11 protein-coding genes are annotated in these 24,874 nt (G+C 36.5%); all 11 read left to right on the plus strand.

The window, feature by feature from the left end:
• Window positions 1-46 precede the first annotated feature (46 nt).
• The 11 genes from FLP_RS04960 to FLP_RS05010 all read left to right on the plus strand — a co-directional run bounded on the left by FLP_RS04960 (window position 47) and on the right by FLP_RS05010 (window position 24,737).
• Entirely contained in the window at window positions 47-1,282 is a 1,236-nt protein-coding gene (locus FLP_RS04960) for an NAD(P)/FAD-dependent oxidoreductase (protein ID WP_065448420.1), read from the plus strand.
• Window positions 1,283-2,055: 773 nt separating this feature from the next.
• A complete protein-coding gene (locus FLP_RS04965) occupies window positions 2,056-3,471 on the plus strand; it encodes an APC family permease (RefSeq protein WP_065448421.1) in 1,416 nt (471 codons plus the stop codon).
• A gap of 378 nt (window positions 3,472-3,849) precedes the next feature.
• On the plus strand, window positions 3,850-6,099 hold the full coding sequence (locus tag FLP_RS04970) for a S9 family peptidase (protein WP_065448422.1): 2,250 nt from the start codon (window positions 3,850-3,852) through the stop codon (window positions 6,097-6,099).
• 22 nt (window positions 6,100-6,121) lie between these two features.
• Window positions 6,122-9,172 carry a beta-L-arabinofuranosidase domain-containing protein gene (locus FLP_RS04975; RefSeq protein WP_065448423.1) on the plus strand — a complete coding sequence of 1,017 codons (3,051 nt, stop codon included), beginning with the start codon at window positions 6,122-6,124 and terminating at the stop codon, window positions 9,170-9,172.
• 119 nt (window positions 9,173-9,291) lie between these two features.
• Window positions 9,292-10,983 (plus strand): DUF885 family protein, encoded by a 1,692-nt coding sequence (locus FLP_RS04980; RefSeq protein WP_065448424.1) that lies wholly within the window; start codon window positions 9,292-9,294, stop codon window positions 10,981-10,983.
• Window positions 10,984-11,295: 312 nt separating this feature from the next.
• Window positions 11,296-13,986: a DUF5695 domain-containing protein gene (locus FLP_RS04985; protein ID WP_065448425.1), complete on the plus strand. Its 2,691-nt coding sequence runs from the start codon at window positions 11,296-11,298 to the stop codon at window positions 13,984-13,986.
• A 2-nt stretch (window positions 13,987-13,988) separates the two neighbouring features.
• Window positions 13,989-16,088: a beta-galactosidase gene (locus tag FLP_RS04990; protein WP_065448426.1), complete on the plus strand. Its 2,100-nt coding sequence runs from the start codon at window positions 13,989-13,991 to the stop codon at window positions 16,086-16,088.
• Between the two features lie 386 nt (window positions 16,089-16,474).
• Complete coding sequence (locus FLP_RS04995; protein ID WP_065448427.1) at window positions 16,475-18,619, plus strand: family 43 glycosylhydrolase; 2,145 nt, start codon at window positions 16,475-16,477, stop codon at window positions 18,617-18,619.
• Window positions 18,620-18,664: 45 nt separating this feature from the next.
• A complete protein-coding gene (locus FLP_RS05000) occupies window positions 18,665-19,876 on the plus strand; it encodes a M24 family metallopeptidase (protein ID WP_065448428.1) in 1,212 nt (403 codons plus the stop codon).
• Window positions 19,877-20,098: 222 nt separating this feature from the next.
• Complete coding sequence (locus tag FLP_RS05005) at window positions 20,099-22,309, plus strand: alpha-galactosidase (protein ID WP_083195791.1); 2,211 nt, start codon at window positions 20,099-20,101, stop codon at window positions 22,307-22,309.
• Window positions 22,310-22,505: 196 nt separating this feature from the next.
• Window positions 22,506-24,737: a DUF6055 domain-containing protein gene (locus tag FLP_RS05010; RefSeq protein WP_065448430.1), complete on the plus strand. Its 2,232-nt coding sequence runs from the start codon at window positions 22,506-22,508 to the stop codon at window positions 24,735-24,737.
• The last annotated feature ends 137 nt before the right edge of the window (window positions 24,738-24,874 follow it).

A 24,874-nucleotide genomic window follows, 5' to 3' on the forward strand; every position in this document is an offset into this window, starting at 1 on the left:
TACAGAAAAACTTCTTTGCCAATGAATTTTTAAATTTAGAATACTAATGAAAAAAGTAAGTATAATTGGCGGAGGGATAATTGGCTTGTGTTCAGCTTATTATTTAGCCAAAGAAGGTTATGAAGTAGTTGTTTTTGATAAATCGGATATGAGCGACGGCTGTTCTTACGGAAATGCAGGAATGATTGTTCCATCGCATATAATTCCTCTGGCACAGCCCGGTATGATTGCGCAGGGAATAAAATGGATGTTTGACAGTCAGAGTCCGTTTTATGTAAAACCCAGATTAAATATGGATTTAATGAAATGGGGATTACAATTCTACAAACACGCCAATTTAAAACACGTCGAAAAAGCAATGCCCGCACTTTGCGACTTATCGCTTTTGAGTAAAGACTTGTATCAGGATTTTGCCAAACAAAACAATTCCTTTTTTTATGAAGAAAAAGGACTTTTGATGCTCTTTAAAACTGAAAAAACAGGCGAAGAAATTCAACACGAAGGAATTTTGGCAGAAAAATTAGGATTACAAGTCGATTTCCTTTCAAAAGATGAAGTTTCGAAATTAGAAAAAGGAACCGCAACAAATATCATTGGAGGCGTTCATTATAAAAGTGATGCGCATGTATATCCTCAAAAATTCATGCAGTTCATCAAAGAAGAACTGAACAGGTTAAACGTAAAAATTCATTCACAAACCACCGTAAATGATTTTGTTTTAAAGAATAATACCGTTGCAGAAATTATCACAGATAAAGGCAATTTTACCACAGATGAGGTTGTTTTGGCAACAGGATCGTGGAGTCCGCATATTGCCAAAAAACTGAATGTCAATATTTCTATTTTACCTGGAAAAGGATATAGTTTTACATTAAAAGATCAAAATCACAAACCATCGATTCCAACCATTTTATGCGAAGGAAAAGTTGCTGTAACTCCTATGAATAACGATATTCGTTTTGGAGGAACTATGGAAATTACGCATACCAATGATACCAAAATCAATCAAAACAGACTTCAGGGAATCGTGAACTCGGTGAATGACTTTTATCCGGATTTAAAAATCGAAATGCCAAAAGTAGAAGATACCTGGTTTGGTTTCAGACCTTGTACGCCTTCAGGAATGCCAATTATTGCAAGAGATAAAAAACTTAAAAATTTAACGCTGGTAACAGGACACGCCATGATGGGATTAAGTCTGGCGCCTGCAACAGGCAAAGTAGTAGAAGAAATCATTTCAGGGAAAACTACTTCGGTAGATACACAAATGTTTCAGCTCTAAAAAATCAGCTTCATTTTCTAACCAAACTTGAAGCTGATTTTTTTTATTTAAATAACGATTTTCATTTGTATTTAAAGTTTCCCGGGATATAAAAAATGGAAATAGTTTGTTTCTCGCAGATTTAGCAGATTAGGCAGATTTATTTTTGAATTTATTAATGATCTGCCAAATCTGCGAGAGAAAATTTCGCCATTAATTGTGAATTAATTTTCCAGTCCCAGCGGGGTCACAGATTTATCAGGAAGATATGGCGCTCCGCTGGAGCTCTAATATTGGAAGTATGAATTTTGTCTATAAATATAACGCTCCGCTGGAGCTCTAACATTGAAATCTATGAATTTGCTATAAACATGTCGCTCTGCTGGTGCTCAAATGTTGAAACGTATCAATTTGCAAGCAGATCTGGCAGATTTAGCAGGTTATTAATAATTCGATTTAGAATAAAATCAGCAAGATCTGCCAAATCTGCGAGAGAAAATTTCGCATTAATTGTGTGAATTAATTTCCTAGCCCCAGCGGGGCGATATATTTATAGAAATTAATTACCCAGTTTGTTAAAACCCCAGCGGGGTGACATATTTATCAATAATGAAGCTCTAATATTGGGCGTATGAATTTTGTCTATAAACATGTCGTTCCGCCGGACCTTATTACAAATAATAACAACAAAAACTCACATCCTAAAATTCTAAATACTAACCACATTTAAAATTTAAAAAAAAACAGATTACCACATTCCTAAACAAAAGACAACCAAAAAAACAAACCAAAAAATGACAGACAATAACCAGGAAGAATTTAAAAAAGAACTCGGGCTTCTAGACGGAACCATGCTTGTAGTAGGTTCTATGATTGGATCGGGAATATTTATTGTAAGTGCCGATATTGCCAGACAAGTAGGTTCAACAGGATGGCTTATCTTAATATGGCTTATTTCAGGAATTATAACTATGATTGCTGCAGTAAGTTACGGAGAATTAAGCGCCATGTTTCCTAATGCAGGCGGGCAATATGTCTATCTTAAAGAAGCGTATAATAAATTAGTAGCGTTTTTATATGGGTGGAGCTTTTTTGCTGTCATTCAAACCGGAACAATTGCGGCGGTTGGCGTTGCATTTTCAAAGTTTACAGCCTATTTAATTCCTGCTGTCAGCGATGAAAATATTATTTACGAGTTGGGGAGTTTTAAGCTCAACGTAGCACAAATCGTTTCTATCGTAACCATTATTTTCCTTACTTATCTGAATACCCGCGGCGTAAAAAACAGCAAGATTCTACAAACGATTTTAACCATTATAAAAATAGTTTCCATTTCAGGATTAATCATTTTCGGATTTACATTAGCAGCCAAATCTTCTATCTGGAATATGAACTGGACAGATGCCTGGACGCCGCGTCCTTTTAATACCGAAACAGGTTCCTGGATGCCAATTGGTACAACAGCTTTAATTTCAGGAATTTCTGCCGCAATGGTTGGAACCTTATTTTCTAGTGATTCCTGGACGGGAGTAACTTTTATTGCAGGAGAAATAAAAAATCCGAAGAGAAATGTGGGTTTAAGCATGTTTCTGGGAACTTTAATTGTAACTATTATTTACGTTCTGGTTAACGTAATGTACGTAGCGGTTATTCCGCTTAGCGAAATTGCCGGCGCAAAATCGGATAGAGTTGCGGTTGTTGCGGCTGACTATATTTTTGGAGATATAGGAACGCTGATCATCGCCATTATGATTATGATTTCGACTTTTGCATGCAATAACGGCTTGATTATGGCAGGAGCCAGAGTGTATTATACGATGGCGACTGATGGTTTGTTCTTTAAAAAAGCAGCAATATTAAACCATTCCAGCGTTCCTGCCTGGGCACTTTGGGCACAATGTATCTGGGCATCTGTATTATGTCTTACCGGAAAATACGGGGATTTATTAGACTTCGTAATCATCATCGTGCTGATTTTTTACATTTTAACGATCTATGGAATTATACGTCTCCGCAAAAAAATGCCTGATGCAGTCCGCCCTTACAAAGCGATCGGATATCCTTTTTTACCATTGCTGTATATTGTAATTGCCTCGGCAGTTTGCGTGTCGTTATTGTTTACCAAATTTTCTACTTGTGGCTGGGGCGTTTTGATTATGTTAATGGGAATTCCAATCTATTATTTGATAAAAGAAAAAACGCCAAATTAATCTTTGACATCCTAACAGGTTTTAAAAACCTGTCAGGTCTATTAAAATAGAATCAGGTATTAATGTAGATGCATTACTGCGTTTCTAACATTTTGCATATAGACAAAGTTTGCTTAGACGCACAGCAGTGCGTCTCTACAATATGAAATGCTCAAATAGGTGTATTGAAATTTGTTTTGGCTTAAGCCAAAGAAAAATAATTCGATTTACTTCATTTCACTTTTGAGGTTAAGAAATACTGTTTTTCAACACCTTACTTGCATTTAATAACTGATTTTCCTCACATTTTGGTTTCGATGGGTAATATAATATTAGTATTTGTTAATATTAACCCATAGATCTCAATAAATAATATATATTTTTATTAATATTTAAATTATGAGAACAACTGGTAAAAAAATAAGTGTATTTTTAACACTTTCGTATTGTTTAATAGCTCAGGCTCAGGGAACTTTAAAAGAGTACAAGAGAGCTAACGCTGTAGATTCTTTATTCAAAAATAAAGTAATTAATACTCCAAAAGAGTTTCATTGGGTAGGAAATGACTGTGTATGGTATAGCAATAACCTATTAAAAGGAAAAGAATTTCTTTTGGTAGATACCAAACAGCACAAACAACAACAGGCTTTTGATCATCATAAATTAGCACAGTCGTTATCAAAAATAGCGGGGAAAGAAATAAACGCCAAAGACCTGCCAATTGAAAATTTAGAGTTTGACAAAACCTTGTCTACAGTAACTTTTACAGCAGATACAATCAAAATCTCTTGTAATTTAAGTACTTACGAATTAAAGAAATTAGGTGCGTATAAAAAGCCTTTAAGAACAAATGAGTATTGGGGCGGAAACTTTGATGAATTGGGCAATAAACCTGTAGGTTCTCCGGACTCTTTACACACAGCATTTATAAAGAATTATAATTTATATATCAAAAACAAAAAGACTAAAGTAGAAACCCAGTTGAGTTATGATGGCTCAAAAGGTTTTTATTATTCATCATACATGCAGTGGTCCCCAAATAGCGGTGAGATCATGGCGTATAAAGTGAGACCCGGCGAAGAACACAAAATTTATTTTGTAGAATCGAGTCCAAAAGATCAGTTTCAGCCCAAATTACAAACCAGGGATTATTTAAAACCAGGCGATCAGTTGCCATTTAAAAGTCCGCAATTGTTTGTAGTGTCTTCAAAAAAACAAATTCCGGTCGCGACTGATTTATTTCAGGAACAATATGGTCTTTCAGGTTTTGAATGGAAAGAAGATAATAGCAGTTTTACCTTCGAATACAATCAAAGAGGACACCAGGTATATCGGGTTTTAGAAGTAAATGCGACAACTGGAAAAGTGAAAGTTATTATAGAAGAAACGAGTCCAACGTTTGTAGAATACAGCGGAAAAAGATACCGTTTTGACAGTAAAAAAAGCAACGAAATTGTTTGGGCTTCGGAACGTGACGGATGGAATCATTTGTATTTATACGATGCTCTTACAGGTAAAGTAAAAAATCAGATAACAAAAGGTAACTGGCCAGTTAGAGAAGTAATTAAAGTAGATGAAGAAAAGAAACAAATTTATTTTACCGCAAGCGGATTAGACAAAGATCAGGATCCTTATTTATTACAATTTTACCGAATAGATTTTAATGGAAAAAACTTCACAAGATTAACAACAGAAAACGGGAATCATAAAGTTACTTTTTCGCCGGATTACAAATATTATGTCGATCAGTATTCGCGTGTAGATTTTGCACCGGTTACAGTTTTAAAAAGTGTCGATACGCAGAAAGTTATTACTGAAATGCAAAAAGCTGATATTACCGAATTGCAGAAAACAGGCTGGACAGCACCAGAAGTTTTTACAGCCAAAGGAAGAGACGGAAAAACAGATATTTGGGGAGTTATTGTACGTCCAACCACTTTTGATCCTAATCGTAAATATCCCATTATCGAATACATTTATGCAGGTCCGCACGATTCATTTGTACCTAAAAATTTCCAGCCTTATTACTGGGCAATGTCATCATTGGCAGAATTAGGATTTATAGTAGTTCAGATTGACGGAATGGGAACTTCAAATCGTTCAAAAGCTTTTCATGATGTTTGCTGGAAAAATTTAAAAGACGGAGGTTTCCCCGACAGAAAACTCTGGATGAAAGCCGCAGCCGCCAAATATCCTTATATGAATATTGATAAAGTAGGAATTCACGGTACATCGGCCGGAGGACAAAATGCAGGAGCAGCCTTGGTATTTAATTCTGATTTTTATGATGTAGCCGTAGCATCTTGTGGCTGTCACGATAATAGAATGGATAAAATGTGGTGGAATGAACAATGGATGGGATATCCCGTAGGACCAGAATATGAAGCTTGCTCGAATACAGCAAATGCTGCACAATTAAACGGTAATCTGATGTTGATTCTGGGAGAGTTAGACGATAATGTCGATCCGGCATCAACCATGCAGTTTGCAAACGCACTGATAAAAGCCAATAAAAATTTTGAATTAGTAACCGTTCCGGGAATGGGACATTCGGCCGGAGGCGATTATGGCGAACGCAAACGCAGAGACTATTTTGTGCAGCATTTATTAGGTGTCACACCACCGGAGTGGAGCGAAGTTTATAAGTAAAAAAGTTTAAAAGATTTAGATTATGAAAAGATACAGGCTATTTATTTGTGTATTGTTAAGTTTTTGGGCATCTTGTTCAACAACGTTAATGGCACAAGGAGGCGATCAGATTTTAGACGGAATTGGGGAGACAGGATTGATTGCGCGCTATATATTTGACGGAAATGCAAAAGACTGGTCAAGAAATAATTTACACGGTAAGATTCAGGAATCACAAGCCAAATTTGTAAATGACGAACAGTTTGGCAAAGTACTCTCTTTACCGGCAGATGCTAAAGCTTTTGTAACACTTCCGGGTGACGCATTAGTAGGAGAAGAATCTGTAAGTATAACAGGCTGGATTTTCCTGCGATCTGCACAAAAAGGACAAATATTTTTTGATTTTGGAAAAAGTGCCAATGCTCATTTTTTTGCTGAACCAATAGCAACTGATGGAGGATTTCAGGCTGAAATAAATAGTGGGGCAGGAGCAAAATACAAAGCAAATGCACCAGCTCTGGAAAAAGACAAATGGTATCATGTGGCAGTTGTAATCAATATTCCATCAAAATCTATTACCACTTTCGTGAATGGAGTACAGGTAAGCGAAACTAAAAATGTAGCACTCAATTTAGATCAGATTTTTGATAATAAATCAGGAGATAAAAATGTGCTTTATATTGGTAAATCATTAACATCAGAAAGTGCTTCTCTGAATGCTAAACTACATGATTTTAGAATTTACAGAATTCCTTTAAATGATAAACAAGTTGCCAGAATCTATCATAATTCTTTAAAAGAAGAGCAGGAAGAAGAAACAGGAGAAGAACAGGCTAAAGATCTTCCGTCGTTTCCTAAAACAAGTCCGCAACTTTATAATCAGTATTTAACCAGCGTTTCAGATATTTCGGTAACAACCGGAGTTGGATATCTGCCGCGATTGCCAAGTTATATCAAAGGAATTTACAAAGATGGCGTTCAGGGACCGGAAGTCCGCGTAATCTGGCCGGCACCAACAGACAATAGTCAGGTACTAAAAACAGGGCAATATACTGTAACCGGAATCATTCCCGGAACAGAGCTGAAGCCAAAAGCAGTTGTAAAAGTAATTACAGCACAAGCAAACCAAACACCACAACGTAAACTAGAAGTATTTCATCTCGATCAGGTTTCTTTGAATAATGATCTTGACGGAAATCAGACAAAATTTATAGAAAACCGCGATAAATTCATCACAACACTTGCGACTACAGATCCGGATTCTTTTTTATATATGTTCCGTAACGCTTTTGGACAAGCACAGCCAACAGGCGCAGAACCATTAGGGGTTTGGGATACACAGGAAACCAAATTACGCGGACATGCAACCGGACATTACCTAACCGCCATTGCTCAGGCATATGCAAGTACAGGTTATGATAAAACGCTTCAGGCCAATTTTAAGGATAAAATGGAGTACATGGTCAATACGTTGTACGACTTAGAACAGCTTTCAGGAAAACCAAAGGAAGCCGGAGGTAAATCTGTGTCGGATCCTACGGAAGTTCCTTTTGGCCCTGGAAAAACAAGTTACGATTCAGATTTGAGTCCGGAAGGTATTCGTACTGATTATTGGAATTGGGGTAAAGGTTTCATTAGTGCCTATCCGCCGGATCAGTTTATTATGCTCGAAAATGGAGCAACTTACGGAGGACAAAAAACTCAAATTTGGGCACCTTATTACACTTTGCATAAAATCCTTGCCGGATTAATGGATGTTTACGAAGTTAGCGGCAACGAAAAAGCGCTTGAAACAGCCAAAGGTATGGGAGACTGGGTGTATGCCCGTATGAAAAAGTTACCTACCGAAACGCTTATTAGCATGTGGAACCGATATATCGCTGGAGAATTTGGCGGAATGAACGAAGCCATGGCAAGATTGTACAGAATAACAAAAGATCCCCATTATCTGGAAGTAGCCCAATTATTCGACAACATCAAAGTGTTTTACGGCGATTCAAAACACTCACACGGACTGGCTAAAAATGTAGATACTTTCCGAGGATTACATGCCAATCAGCACATTCCGCAAATTATGGGAGCGCTCGAAATGTACCGCGATTCTAATACGCCGGAATATTACAACGTTGCAGATAACTTTTGGTACAAAACCGTAAACGATTATATGTATACGATTGGGGGAGTTGCTGGAGCAAGAAATCCTGCCAATGCAGAATGTTTTATAAGCCAGCCCGCGACTATTTACGAAAATGGGTTTTCATCGGGAGGTCAAAATGAGACTTGCGCGACTTATAATATGCTGAAACTAACTGGTGATTTGTTCCTTTATGATCAGCGTGCAGAATATATGGATTACTACGAGCGTGGTCTTTACAATCATATTCTGGCTTCTGTAGCACAAGATAGCCCTGCCAATACGTATCACGTACCGTTAAGACCAGGTTCAGTAAAACAGTTTGGAAATGCTCATATGACGGGTTTTACTTGTTGCAACGGAACTGCAATCGAGAGTAATACAAAATTTCAGAATTCGATTTATTTTAAAAGTACAGACACCAATACATTGTATGTCAACCTTTATGTATCATCTACTTTAGAATGGACAGAAAAAAAGGTAACCATAGTACAAACAACAGATTTTCCTAATGAAGATTTTACTCGATTGACCATCAAAGGAAATGGCAATTTTGATATTAAAGTTCGTGTACCACATTGGGCAACCAAAGGATTTTTTGTGAAGATAAATGGAAAAGAGGAAAAAATAAAAGTACAACCCGGAAGCTATCTTACTTTGAATAGAAAATGGAAAGACGGAGATACAGTTGAATTACGCATGCCATTTCAGTTTCATTTAGAATCTGTAATGGATCAGCAAAATATCGCGAGTTTATTTTACGGACCAATATTGCTTGCCGCGCAGGAACCGGAACCAAGAAAAGACTGGCGTAAAGTAACATTAGACGTAAAAGATATCAGCAAATCGATACAGGGCGATCCTAAGAAATTAGAGTTTACTATCGACGGAATTGTGTACAAACCATTTTACGAAAGCTACGGCCGCCATTCGGTTTATCTGGATGTTACGCTGAAATAGTTTATTAAAAAAAGCTAAAAAATAATGCCACAGATTACACAGATTCGCACTGATTAAAAAATCATTTTAATCTTTTAATCTGTGGCAAAAAAAACATTCAGAATCATCAAACCAAAAACATGAAAAAATATTTCCTAACCCTTTTTTTATTTTTAGCAATGGCAGTTCCCTCATTTGCAAACGATCTCATTGATGTTATAAATACTTTTCAGGCCGATAAAACAGCCTTGCAGAATTTTTATTCCAATAATGAATCAGAAGAATATTATGTTCGATTTTCAAAGTTTTATGCCGATTGGGAAAAAACAGTAAAAGCTATCGATTTTAAAAATTTATCTAAAGACGGAAAAGTAGATTATTTGCTGTTGAAAAATCTAATTAATAAAGAGAATTACTTTTTACAAATAGAATATAAAGGGTATAAAGAAGTCGCTTCGGTATTGGATTTTTCAGATGATATTACGCTTTTTATCAAAGAAAGAAGAAGAGGCAAAAGACCCGTTTCGAGTCAATTGGCAAAAGCATTTGACCTTGCCGGAATTAGTATTGATAAAAAAACAGAGGTATTAAAAAATAAACCTTTTAAAGACTGGTTTGCAGCAGATAAAGCAGCCAAGTCAGTTGTTTCTTTCGAGAAATCATTAAAAGAAGCTTATGAATTTTATTATAGTTACGATCCTGATTTTACCTGGTGGATGCAGAAACCGTATAAAAACCTATCGGATAAACTTAAAGTTTACGAAGAATTTTTGCGAGGTAACTATTCTAAAAACAGCGTAAAAGATGACGGAAGCGGTATTATAGGAAAACCAATTGGCAGAGAAGCTATTATCAAAAGTTTATCGTACGAATATATTCCGTATTCGCCTGAAGAACTTATTGCTACGGCACAAAACCAATTTGAGTGGTGCAAGAAAGAAATGATAAAAGCATCGACAGAATTAGGTTACGGAAACGATTGGAAAAAAGCACTGGAACATGTAAAAGATACTTATGTTCCGGCAGGCGAACAACCGCAAGCTATTACAAGTTTGTATGAGCAATCGGTTAAATTTATCGAAGACAGGGATTTAATCACCTTGCCGGATTTGACAAAAGAAACCTGGCAAATGATTATGATGACACCGGAACGCCAGAAAATAAATCCATTCTTTACAGGTGGATGGGAAATTAGCATTTCGTATCCAACCGAGGATATGGACCAGAAAGACAAGCTGATGAGTATGCGTGGCAATAATCCAAACTTTTCTTTTGCGACTGTACAACATGAATTATTGCCGGGACATAATTTGCAATTTTTTATGAACAGCCGTTACAAATCCTACAGACAGCCTTTTGATACACCGTTCTGGATGGAAGGCTGGGCTTTGTATTGGGAAATCAACCTTTGGAACAAACAATTTCCGCAAACGCCGGAACAAAAATTAGGAATGTTATTCTGGAGAATTCACCGTTGCGCCCGAATCATTTTTTCATTAAAATACCATTTAGGAGAAATGACGCCGCAACAATGCATTGATTTATTAGTAAACGAAGTAGGACACGAAAGAGCCAATGCAGAAGCTGAAGTAAGACGTTCTTTCGCCAGCGGAGATGCACCATTATATCAGGTTGCTTACATGACAGGCGGATTACAGTTTTATGCTTTAAGAAACGAATTGCTGGCCAAAGGTTGGACAGAAAAGCAATTTCACGACCGAGTTTTAAAAGAAAATATAATGCCGGTTGAAATGCTCAGAATTATACTGGAAGATTTACCTGTTGCTGAAGATTATAAAACGAATTGGAAGTTTTCGACTGATTTTAAATAATTAATTCAAGCTGGTATTTAATAAGTATAATCCTTATGAACATGTCATTAAGTTAAGTTTTTTAAAAAGCAAAAAATAAAATTTTACCGCAAAGTTCGCAAAGGATTACGCAAAGTTCGCAAAGGATTACGCAAAGTTTACAAAGCTTTATGAATTGCGCTTTGCTTTAAGATCGCAAAGCGGTTATGTGAAATTTTAACTTAATGACATTGTCATTAGCAACTTGAATTAATTAGAATAAAATTCATCTCTAAAAAGTATAAATAAAAAGAATAAATAAAGTCTGTTTAGATTTTTTAAATAATAAGAAACATGAAAAAAATAACATTATTAGCCGTGATGATTTGTTGCTCAATGGCTTCAAATAATCTGCAAGCGCAGGAGTATTGGGATAAAATCAAAGCCGAAAAATCGACATTGGAGATAGATAAAGGATTCATTAATGTAAGCACCAAATCATTTCAGCTGAAATTATTAAAATCATCTCAAACCGTAGCAGCTTTATCTCCTGTAACAGATAAAACCTTTGATTTTACTCCGGGTGAGCGACTTTCGATCAGGGACAAGGATGGACTTTACCAATTGGGAGATATTAATTTTAGAATTAAAGATGCCAACGGAGCCTGGAAAAATTATTCGAGTGCTGCCAAACGTGCTTCGGTAAAAGAACTGTCGGTTTCAGGAACTAAATTGGCGGGGGCAGATCTTTCGAATACATTTCCGGCCGGAACTCCGCTTAGCGTAAAACGTTATTACGAAGATAAAAACGGAGATTTAGTGATGCGTTTTGAAATTACAAATACTTCAGGCGCAGCAATAGAAATTGGAGCTTTAGGAATTCCTATGGTTTTTAATAATATTCTTGAAGGAAAATCACTGGATGAAACACATGCCCATAATGTGTTTTTTGATCCGTACATTGGTAAAGATGCAGGTTATCTTGAAGTAAAAAGATTAAGCGGTCACGGTCCGGCATTATTATTACTTCCGGAAGAAAATATGCCATTTGAAGCTTATCGTCCGTTATTGGATGACGCTACGCCAAGAAGTATCGTTTTTGAAGGATTTCATGAATGGATGCCATTGAGTAAAGCCTATGCTGAGAATGAATGGAAATCAGCAGAACAATGGAATACTCCTTCTTCATTAACACTTCAGCCCGGAGCCTCTAAAAATTTCTCTTTGAAATTGGTATTGGTTGATGAAATTAAAAACATCCAGAAAACATTAATCGAAAAAGAACGCCCGGTAGCGATAGGAGTTCCCGGATATGTATTGCCGCAAGATGTAGATGGCCAGCTTTTTTTACAATATAAAAAAGCCGTTAAATCTTTTAAAATTGAACCGGAAGGTGCTTTGGCAATTGAGACAAAAGGAAAAAATGATAAAGGATATTTTCAATACAAAGTAAACGGAAAAAAATGGGGCAGAGCCAGATTGACCGTGACTTATGAAGATGGTTTACAGCAAACTATTAATTATAAAGTAATAAAAGCTGAAAAAGATGTTGTGGCAGATTTTGGTCATTTCTCTACAACCGCGCAATGGTTTGATGAGAAAAATGATCCTTTTCACAGAAATCCTTCTGTAATTTCGTATGATTATGAAACTAAAAAACAAGTAAGTCAGGACAGTCGTGTATGGATTGCAGGTTTAAGTGACGAAGGTGGAGCAGGAGGCTGGTTGGGTGCTATTATGAAACAATTGATCGAACCCAATAAAGAAGAAATAGTAAAACTAGAGCAATTTGTTGACAAAACATTGTGGGGCGGAATTCAATACAATACAGCAGATACGCTTAAATACGGTGTTAAAAAGAGTGTTTTTTATTACGAACCTACGTTAATGCCGGACGGAACGTACAGTAAAGATGTAAATTACAAAACATGGGCTGCATGGGACAAAAAAGGATCTGATGATCCGGGAAGATCATACAATTACCCACACGTTGCCGCTGCACACTGGACGATGTATCGTTTGGCCAGATACCACAAAGGTTTGGTCACAAATCACAGTTGGGACTGGTATTTAAAAAATGCTTACGAAACGAGTATCGCAATGACAACACTGGCGCCTTATTATGCACAATTTGGACAAATGGAAGGAACAGTTTTTTTATTGATTTTAAAAGATCTAAAAACCGAAGGATATACAGAAATGGCTAATAATCTGGAAGCTAAAATGAAAGCAAGAGCTGATCATTGGAGAACGCTAAATTATCCTTTTGGAAGCGAAATGCCTTGGGATTCTACAGGTCAGGAAGAAGTATATATGTGGTCAGATTATTTTGGATACAATGACAAAGCAAAGATCACGCTGGATGCCATTTTAGCCTATATGCCAACAATGCCTAACTGGGCTTATAACGGAAACGCGCGCAGGTATTGGGACTTTTTGTATGGAGGAAAATTATCAAGAGTAGAGCGTCAGATTCATCATTATGGTTCAGCGTTGAATGCAATACCGGTTTTGGAACAATTCAGAAAAACACCTGAAGATTTTCATTTACTAAAAGTTGGTTACGGCGGATTATTAGGCGGAATTTCGAATATTACCGAGGATGGTTTCGGCCCATCTGCTTTTCACTCTTATCCTGAAACGCTTAGAATCGACTATTTATCTGGGGATTATGGTTCCGGATTCTTTGGTTATGCGGTAAATACAGCTACTTTTATAACCAATGAAAAAGACTTAGGCTGGCTGGCTTTTGGAGGAAACTTAAAAGAAAAAGGCGATGAAGTTGAAGTAGAAATTACAACAGCAGCTAAATCTAAAGTATTCATTGGGGCAAAAAAAATGTGGCTGACATTAGATGCAGGAACATTCAATAAAGTAAGCTACAATACCAAAACAGGTGAAGTAAAAATTACTTTAGATCCTAAAACAGCGTATACGCCTGATGCTTATTTAAGAATAGATCAAGAGGTAAAATTACCTTACGAAAAAGTAAGAGGAGCGTATAAAATTGCGTTGAAAACAAAAGCAATTCAAATTAAATTATAAGAATGAAACAGTCATCAAAACATCTTTTCAAAAAACTGCTATTTGTTTTATTCGGAATAGCAGCGAGTTTAAATTCCATTGCACAAAATTTCGATAAATTTTTTCCCAAAAAAGACCTGACCACAGTAGGGGTATATTATTATCCGGAACATTGGGATCAGAGTCAATGGGATCGTGATTTGAAAAAAATTGCCGAAATGGGTTTCGAATTTACCCATTTTGGAGAATTTGCCTGGGCACAATTAGAACCACAGGAAGGTGTTTATGATTTTAAATGGCTGGATAAAGCGGTTGAAATTGCTGCAAAATATAAGTTAAAAATTATTATGTGTACATCGACAGCAACTCCTCCGGTATGGCTTGTTCGCCAGCATCCGGATGTTCTTGCTACTTATGAAGATGGTACGAAAACCGATCATGGTTCGAGACAACACGCATCGTTTTCAAGTAATTATTATCGTTCTTATTCTTTAAAAATGATCGGGGAATTGGCCAAAAGATATGGTAATAATAAAAACATTATTGGCTGGCAGGTTGACAACGAACCGTCCCGCTTTCTGGATTATGGTGCAGATGCGCAAAATCGCTATCGCAATTGGTTACAAACAAAATATAAAACCATTGATGCCTTAAATCAGTCTTGGGGAAACAATTTCTGGAGTGGCACTTATTCTGACTTTAGTCAAATTAATATTCCGTTGCATAAAGAATGGGGAATGAACCTGCATTCGCAATTAGATCATTATCGATTTGCTGATGAGGAAACGGCTACTTTTCTGGATAGTCAGGCAGTTACCATAAGAAAATTGGTAAGTAAAGACCAATGGATTACGTCTAACTACAGATCCAACTACGATGAAAGTTTCGTTGGAATGTCTAAAGAATTGGATTTTGATTGTTACACAAGATATTTGGTCTACGGAGGAAGTTTAGGAGTAGGTTCAAAAGGATATCGTTTAGGCGATTATACCAGTATTGGTATGTCGAATGACTTTTTTCGCCCTTTAAAAGGAATGTATGGTTGTATGGAATTACAGCCGGGACAAGTAAACTGGGGCAGTATTAACCCGCAACCGTTGCCGGGAAGTGTTCGCATGTGGTTGTGGCATGTTTTTGCCGGCGGAAGTAAATTTGCGTGTACCTATCGTTTTCGAGCGCCTTTATACGGTTATGAGCAATTTCATTACGGTATTGTAGGTACCGATGGTGTAACGCCAACGGTAGGTGGTAATGAATTTGGTCAGTTTATAAAAGAAATTGATACGCTGCGAAAAAAGTATGATGCTAAGGCAACATTGCCGGATTATTATGTAAAGCGAAAAACAGGAATTCTGTTCAATCCGGATAATGTAATGGGCATTGAATTAAACAAGCAAACAAAAGAGTGGAATACTATTGGACACTTTTTAAAATATTACAGAGCGACGAAATCTTTTGGTGCTCCGGTAGACTTTGTTCGCGACACTACTAATTTTTCTAAATATCCTTTTTTGATAGTACCTGCTTATCAGATGATTGATCAAAAAATGATTGATAAACTAACCTTGTATGCAAAAAACGGAGGGAATTTAATCCTAAGTTGCCGATCCGGAATTCAAAACCGTCAGGGACATCTTTGGGAAGCAAAGTTTTATGAACCTATGTGGAATTTAATAGGTTCTCAAATAGAATCATATGATTTACTAATGCCGCAATCTCCGGGTGTTATTAAATTTAATAATCAGGAATTTGCCTGGACCAGTTGGGGAGATTTATTAAAACCAAATAAAGAAACCGAAGTTTGGGCCACCTACGATGGCGATTTTTATGCCGGAACACCTGCGATTATTTCGCGTAATTTAGGTAAAGGAACTGTAACTTATATTGGTGTAGATTCTAAAAACGGTGAACTTGAAAAACAGGTATTAAGAAAGTTGTACCAAAAACAAAATGCCCTGATAGAAAATTATCCTGAAGGAATTATGGTTGAATATCGCGACGGATTTGGTATTGCAGTCAATTATTCTGATAAGTTTTATAATATGAATTTACCGGAAAAAGCAAAAGTTATTATTGGCAACAAAGCAATAAAAACCGCGGATGTATTGGTTTGGAAATATTAATAGAATTCATTGATTGTGAATTGTCAGGCTGCGCGTCGCTAGACTTAGGGAGAAGTCCCGCTTGTTAAAAGAGAAACATCTTTTTTTATTAAAAAAACTATGTTGCTACGCGTTTAAAATTTTCTCTCGCAGATTTGGCAGATTTAACATATTTTTTTAAAATTAATTACTGTAGATATAGTTACTGAGCTGTCAAAAAAAGGCTTAATTCTTTTTATATATTTTTAAGAAATGTAAACAAGAGTTTATAAAAAAATCTGCTAAATCTGCCAAATCTGCGAGAAAATAAAATACTGCATTTGCAAATCAATAATGAATTGCTGTCTCAAAAAATCATATCCAACGTTTAAAATAAACAAAAACTCTTCAAATAAATAATAACTACAATGCTGAAAAAGAAACTATTTTACAGTCTTATCATACTTGTTTTTACAGGAACTGTTTTTGCTCAAAAAGATATCCCTGTAAACACGCCGGGAGCCGGAAATCCTATTTTGCCGGGTTGGTTTGCTGATCCTACCATTAAAAAGTTTGGCGATATTTATTATATCTATGCCACGACAGATAATGAAATGCTGGCATCGGGCGCACCTACAGTCTGGTATAGTAAAGACTTCAAGAATTGGGTCAATTATATCATGGAAATACCATCATTTTCAGCAAAATCAATTACAAATTTTTGGGCTCCGGATATTGTAGAAGGAGACGATGGTAAATACTATCTGTATTTTGGAAATTGCGAAATAGGCTGTAATATTTACGGCTATGTTTCAGACACGCCTGTTGGGCCTTGGAAAAAATTAAGCGAAAAGGATATTCCCGTAATTTCAAACGGATATCCACGAGAAGGTTATCCGTCTCTGGATGCTCAGTTTTTCAAAGACACCGATGGTAAAATTTACGGGTATTGGGGAACATGGGTACATTATAACGGAGGATATGCAGTGGGTGAATTAAACAAAAAAACAATGGGAGAAATGGTACATTCTACCAATATTCCGCTTGCGCAAACTCCCGCGCCGTTTGAAGCTGCCTATATGATGAAAAAAGGTTCTAAATACATTTTAATGTATTCCGGAGCTTCTTGTCACGACGAAACTTATAATGTTCGCTATTCGTATTCTGATTCTCCTTACGGCCCTTTTACTCCGGGGAAAAACAATCCTATTTTGAGTACCAATGAAGATCAAACCGTTCATGGTCCGGGTCATCACTCTGTTCTGAAAGAAAATGATGATTATTACATCGTGTATCATAAACACGATTATCCTATGACAAGAGGAGGTTTGGCGAGACAGGTTTGTATTGATAAAATGATTTTTGAAAATGATTCTACCATACAAAAAGTAGTGCCTACAAGTAAAGGTATAAGTGATCTTGTGAAATCAATTGTACCAAAGGATATTGCTTTCGGATCAAAAACAACAGCATCATCTTATTATCATTTAAAATCGACTCAATACGATTACGAGTATAAAGCTTCTTACGCTACAGATGATAATAATGCCACGATGTGGAAAGCGGCGAATAATACGACACCTGAAGACTTAACCATCGATTTGGGAACCGTTCAAACCATAAAAAGAATAATGACGCAATTTGAATTTGCGAGTTACTATTACCAATACAAACTGGAATATTCTTCAAACGGAAAAAACTGGTTTCTGTATGCTGATCAATCTAAAAACCGTACTGCGGGAAGTCCAATGATTGATGATAATGATGTAAAAGCCCGTTATATCAAACTCACCGTTTTGGGTACAGAAAAAGTGGGACTTTACCCTGCAGTCTGGAACATAAAAGTGTATAGTTCTTTATTTGATCTTCCTTTACCATTAAAAAACGTAACATCGAAAACACTTCCTGCAGTAAAAAGCACTAAGAAATTAATAGTTGATCTTGATGCAAGCAAAATTTCAGATAGTTCATCCTTAAATACAATTTCGAATAAAGGTTCGATTGGCGGAACTTTCACAAAAAGCGGAGATATATCATTAGAAAAACCAGACGGCATTAAAGCTTTTCATTTTAAAAACGGAGCATTGACATTAGATAAGCCAGTTCCGAAATCTTTAGCATGGAATGGCTCATATACAGTGGCAACCTGGGTTAAAAATCCTGATGTTGCCAAAGAAGGAGAAATTCTGGCATCATGGTGTGATCGAAACGAATTTAATTTAGCCAATTCGTACAATGCTTTGGCTTATAATAGCAGCAACTACGGAGCTGCACCGCATCTGGACGGACATTTTGATATGCGTTACAATACGATTCCGGAGGCCAATAAATGGCATTATATCGTGCTGACATTTGATGGTGTGGTAGAAAAAATATATGTAGATGGAGTTTTGGATAATTCGCAAAATATGCTGCTATCGTCTGCCATTGAAAAAGCAAAAATTATCATTGGAGCTTCAGATATTGGAGAAAATTTCTCTGGTTTTATGGCTTCTTTGCGTTTGTACGATTATGCACTTGATCAAAAAGGTGTATTGGAATTAATGAAACAGACGAAACCTAAAAGAGAATAACCAATATTGATTAATTTAGCTTTTCATTATAAAAATAATTAGAAGATGACAATAGGTATAGGCGGTTCTACTGCTGCAATCGAATTAGAAAAAATAGAAAACAGAACTCAGGATGTACAGCCAATTCAGTTGGAGGAATATCTGGAACGCATCAAAAAGGCAACTGGCTTGATGAAAGAGCTTTCTGTTCAGGCACTTTATCTGAATGCGGGAACGAACCTGTATTATTTTACAGGAACGAAGTGGAATGCTTCTGAAAGAATGGTTGGCGCTTTATTATTTAATGATGGCTCTTTAGAATATATAGTGCCAAAATTTGAAGAAGGTACTTTTAAAAAATACATGAAAGTTCAGGCCAATATTAATTGTTGGGAAGAACATGAATCGCCCTATATTTTATTCGGAAAATTATTGAATGATAAAAGCACTGAATACGGCAGAATTGCAATTGATGAATCTTCGCCTTATTTTTTAGTTGATGGAGTTTCAAAAGCCAATACGTCATACACTTTTATAAACGCACAAGAGATTACAGCCGCTTGTAGAATGCAAAAATCTAAAAATGAAATTGCCATTATTCAAAAAGCAAAAGACATTACGATGGAGGTTCAGCGCGCTGCTGCTAAAATTTTAAGACCCGGAATTTCAGTTGATGAAGTGGTTGATTTTATTCATAAAGCACACATTAATGCCGGAATATCTTCGGGTTCTTACTTCTGTATTGTTTTATTTGCCGATGATACACAATATCCTCATGGCGTTTCGGTTCCTCAGCCTTTAAAAGAAAATGATGCTGTAATCGTAGATACAGGCTGTAGATTAGAGGGTTATCTTTCTGATATTACAAGATCTTATGCATACGGAACTCCTTCTGAAGAATACAGAACTATTTGGAATCTAGAGCAAAAAGTTCAATTTGCTGCTTTTGAAGCGGCTAATATCGATGCTTCCTGCGGATCAGTAGATGACGCGGCGAGGAAAACTTTGGCGGAAGCCGGATTAAGCCCTGACTATGATTTACCGGGATTGCCCCACAGAGTAGGGCACGGAACCGGATTAGACATTCATGAATTCCCGTATTTAGTACGCGGAAGCGAAATAAAATTAAAGGAAGGAATGGTCGTGAGCAACGAACCTATGATTTGTATTCCGGGGAAATTTGGAATCAGACACGAAGATCATTTTTACATGACCGAAAACGGGGCAAAGTGGTTTACTGAGCCAATGCATAGTGTTGATAATCCTTTTGGATATTAAATTTTACGGATATAAGTCCTGTGTTTCATTCTCTCGCAGATTTAGCAGATTTGGCAGATTTATTTTGTAAGCTTCTATTTTATTTCTAAGATATAGTGCTGAAGTTTTGTGATAGATTTTTTAGATATATCAAAAAGAATAAAAAAAGAATCTGCCAAATCTGCGAGAAGATTAGAATTATTGTAATAAAATCTCGAAAGATTAATTTAAAAAATAAAAAAAATGAAGCAATTTTTACTGTTATTATTGACCATTACATATTCGGCTATTCAGGCGCAGGAAAGTTCTTTAATTAAGATTGAAACTCAAAATTCTGCGTTAGTGCTTAAGGTTGGTAAAAACAAAAAATTGTATCAGACTTATTTGGGAACAAAGCTGAATAACAGTAGCGAATACGAAGCCGTTTCCAAAGAAAACACCAAGAATTTCGTGGTGAATGACGGGAATCCTTTAATCGATTTGCGCCATTCGGCATACCCAACTTTTGGAACCGATAATTTATTCGAACCCGCTATCAGAATCACGCATAACGACGGAAATCCTTCATTAGAATTAGAATATCAAAATCATACCATTCAAAAAATAACGGATAATACAGCTGAGATTATCATCAAATTAAAAGATCCTCAATATCCGGTTTTTATCAACCTTCATTATAAAACATTCTACAAAGAAAACGTAATCGAATCGTGGACAGAAATTCAGCACAACGAGAAAAAAGCTGTAATGCTGTACAATTATGCTTCATCTGCATTGCATTTGGATGCGGATCAGTATTGGCTGACACAATTTTACAGCGATGTGGTCGAGGAAGTTCGAATGGAAGAAAGTCAGCTTACAAGAGGCATTAAGGTTATCGACTCGAAATTGGGCGTTCGAACAAATATGTTTGCGTCACCTAGTTTTTTTCTTTCATTAAATTCAAAATCAGGAGAAAATACAGGTGAAGTAATTGCGGGAACAATTGCGTGGTCCGGAAACTTCAAGTATACATTTGATATTGATAATAATAATGAGTTGAGAATTATTTCAGGTATTAATGAATTTGCATCAGAATACAATCTTGAACCCGGAAAAACATTCAAAACACCTGTTTTTATTTATACCTTTTCAAATCAGGGCAAAGGTCAGGCGAGTAGAAATTTGCATGCATGGGCCAGAAAATACGGCCTTAAAGATGGCGAAAAACCACGTCTTACTTTATTGAACAATTGGGAAACTACTTTTTTTGATTTTGATGAAAAGAAACTCGCCAATATGTTTACAGATGCTAAAACATTGGGAGTAGATATGTTTTTGCTTGATGACGGCTGGTTTGGCAACAAATACCCAAGAAGCGGTTCTACATCAGGATTAGGAGATTGGCAGGCTACAAAATCAAAATTGCCAAATGGGATTGGTTTCCTGATGGAAAAAGCCTTGGAAACTAATGTAAAATTTGGTATTTGGATAGAACCTGAAATGATCAACGAAAAAACTGAACTGTACGAAAAACATCCGGATTGGGTATTAAGTTTACCTAACAGAGAAAAGAATATTTATCGCACACAATTGGTTCTTGATTTATGCAATCCGCAGGTTCAGGATTTTGTTTTTAAGGTTGTTGATGACATCATGCAAACCAAATCAGGAGTTGCCTTTTTTAAATGGGATTGTAATCGTATGATGACCAGTGCATATTCGACCTATCTTAAAAATCAGCAATCGCATTTATTCATAGAATACACAAAAGGCTTGTATAAAGTTCTTGATCGAATAAAATCGAAATACCCCAATTTACCTATGATGCTTTGTGCCGGAGGAGGAGGCAGGGTCGATTACGGAATGCTCAATTATTTCACCGAGTTTTGGGCCAGCGACAACACAGATCCGTTTGATCGTGTTTTTATTCAATGGGGATATTCTAATTTTTATCCTGCGCTCGCAACTTGCAATCATGTAACTTCTATGGGCAATCAGTCCATAAAATTTAAAACAGATGTTGCCATGATGGGGAAATTGGGTTTTGATATTCACGTAGGCGGATTAAAACCAAACGAATTGCAATTTTGCCAGGAAGCAGTTGCCAATTACAAACGATTAAGTCCCGTAATTTGGCAAGGAGATTTGTACCGATTGATTTCGCCTTATGAAGAAAGCAGAGCGGTATTAATGTATGTGAATCAGGATAAAACCAAGTCGGTCGTGTTCTCTTATACCTTGCATCCATTAACCGATCCTAATTACAGTCTGGTACGATTAGAAGGACTTGATCCTTTAATGAAATACGAAGTCAAAGAAATAAATCTTATGCCCGAAGCAAAAAATACTTTTGAAGCATCAGGAAATGTTTTTTCGGGAGATTTTTTGATGAAAGTAGGTTTGAAAATTTCTTCTGCAAGAGAGGAAAGCAGTGTTGTATTAGAGGTTACAGCTGCCGGTTTGAAGAATTAATTGGTATTAATTTTTGCGATTTTGGTTTTTAAATATAAGTATTGATGTTTTGTAACTTATTGTAAAATAGGTTAGTATATTTTATTAAATAGGTAAAATAGTATTAAATGTAGATAATATTGTCTTACAAGATGATTAGTGTAGTTTTTACATTTACAAAAGAATGCTATTTCTTAACCTATTAATTAAATAAACTATGAAAAAACTTTTACTACTTGTTGTCGTTTTTCTATCCAGTTATTTTGCAATTGCACAGAAAACGCTTTTTACTCCCACAGAATGGAGTGATCCTAATAATGAATTTTATAATAAAGTATCCAACACCAGAAAGTACGAGTCGACCAATTTTGTACTCTACTGGGGCGATAAAGTTGGGACGAATCCTGCGGCATATGCTGATGCAGCACTAAGGTTTACACCAAAATCAGTTGCAGATACACTCGAGACTAGCTTTAAACGCTATATTACCGATTTGCATTTTGTAAACAATGCGCCAACAACCAATTTTGGGAAGTACAAGATCATTATTATGATGATGAGCACCTGGAATTCTACAGATCCAAGGTTAGAAGCTTTTGCACAAGCGAGTTCCTTTAGTAATACCATAGGCGCTATGTTTGTACATCCTGAAGCCACGAGAGATGGCGGAGCGTTATCGCATGAATTTGCCCATACACTGCAAATGATGATGAGCATTCAGGAAAATCCGGGAGCCGGAAGAGCATTTGCCGGATATGATTGGGCGAGTCCATTTTATGAAGGACACGCCAATTTTATGCGTGCACAGGCTTATCCGCAATGGGCAGAAATCGACGGAACTTTGACCCGCTGGATCCAGACCAAACATTTTATGTGGTCCTCGAACAGGCATCATTATACTAATTTTCATTTGATGTACTATGTTCAGGAAAAAGAGGGATTTGATTTTACAAGAAGAATGTGGGCAGAATCTATGAATGAAGAACATCCGCTGGAAACCATTAAGCGATTAAAAGGTTTTACACAGGATCAGCTTGATGATTATCTGTGGGGATATGCACAGCGACAAGCCGCATTCGATTATCCCATTCAATGGAATTCCCAAATAAACACCACCAGTAATTTCGGAAAAACCATTAGAAACGTTTACAATGCGATAAAAACAAATATGCCTCGTTATACCAGCAGACAATATACGCTGCTGACAAAAGTAACAGGAACAGCGGATCAATATTATACCAATAACGATTGGGCTCCACAGGATTACGGAATGAATTTAATTCCGTTATACCCAACCTGTACAGGAACACAAAAAAAAGTAACCATTAAATTTAAAGGACATACTGAGGTAAATACCACTCAGGCCGGATGGCGTTATGGTTTTGTAACCACAAAAACCGATGGAACTATTTCTCGTTACAGTCCAATGTATAAGACCGATGGCGAAGCATCATTTACACTCAATACAGTGACAGAAGCTAACATTTATCTGGTTGTTTTTGCGGCACCAAAAGTGCATGTCAATTACAATATGGATGTGGGTTATCCAAAACAAAGAAGATATCCTTACGAACTAAAAATTGCAAATGCTACTCCGGAAGGATTTCAGCCTGCAGCTAACTTTAGAAGCTTTCTTAAAACAAACGGACATTTACATACCAACGGCGGCGGATGGGTGTCTAACAATGCAACTGTAGCTTCTACAGTATATGTGGGTCCGTATGCAATTGTACGAGCCGGAACGATTTCAGGAAATGCCCGTATAGATGATTACGCAATGGTAGATGGAGGTACTATAAACGGCAATGCGATTGTAAGAGGCAATGCATGTGTGTACAACGCCACTTTGGCCAACAGCGCCATTGTTGAAGGAAATGCCTGGATGGAAGGTGGTTCTGTAAAAAATACTGCCAATATCAAAGGAAATGCTATGTTGTTTGCAGGAGATTTTGCCAGTTCAGTTGTTGTAGGCGGGGATGCAGAAATTGGCAGTTGCGCTACACCTGGTGTTTATTTGCAATTTCCTTACTGGAGAAACGGAAGAGATAATTGCGATGGTAAAGGTGCAAGCGATACTTCTAATATTGATATCAATGCAACATTTACCAATTTTACAGCTGCGCAAATGGCTTTTAGTACAACGCCCAATTGTACGGTAACCACGCTGGCGACTAACAAAGCAGTACTCGATCCTGAGGTAGATTTAAGTGTTTATCCCAACCCTACAAAAGGCATCCTGAACATTTCGTTTTTGCAGGCAGAACAGGAAAAAGTAACCATTGTCTTGTTTGATATCAACGGACAAAAAATAGTTACCATTACAGATAAAGAATATAATGCGGGCAAAGTTGATATTGCCTACAATTGCAATAATTTGATCAAAGGTGTTTATTTGCTCAATATTCAAAGAGGAGGTGAGATCGTAAGTAAATCATTTCTAAAAGAATAATACATTAAAAATGAATGTTTTCTGCAATTTCGAGAATACAGAAACTAAAATTGATCCTTTATAATTCCTTATAAAAATGCTATTATTTTTAATAGCATTTTTTTTATGATTCATTCAATTAAATTTTTTTAAAAATA

This window comes from Flavobacterium piscis (genome assembly GCF_001686925.1).
Classification (GTDB): Bacteria; Bacteroidota; Bacteroidia; order Flavobacteriales; family Flavobacteriaceae; genus Flavobacterium; species Flavobacterium piscis.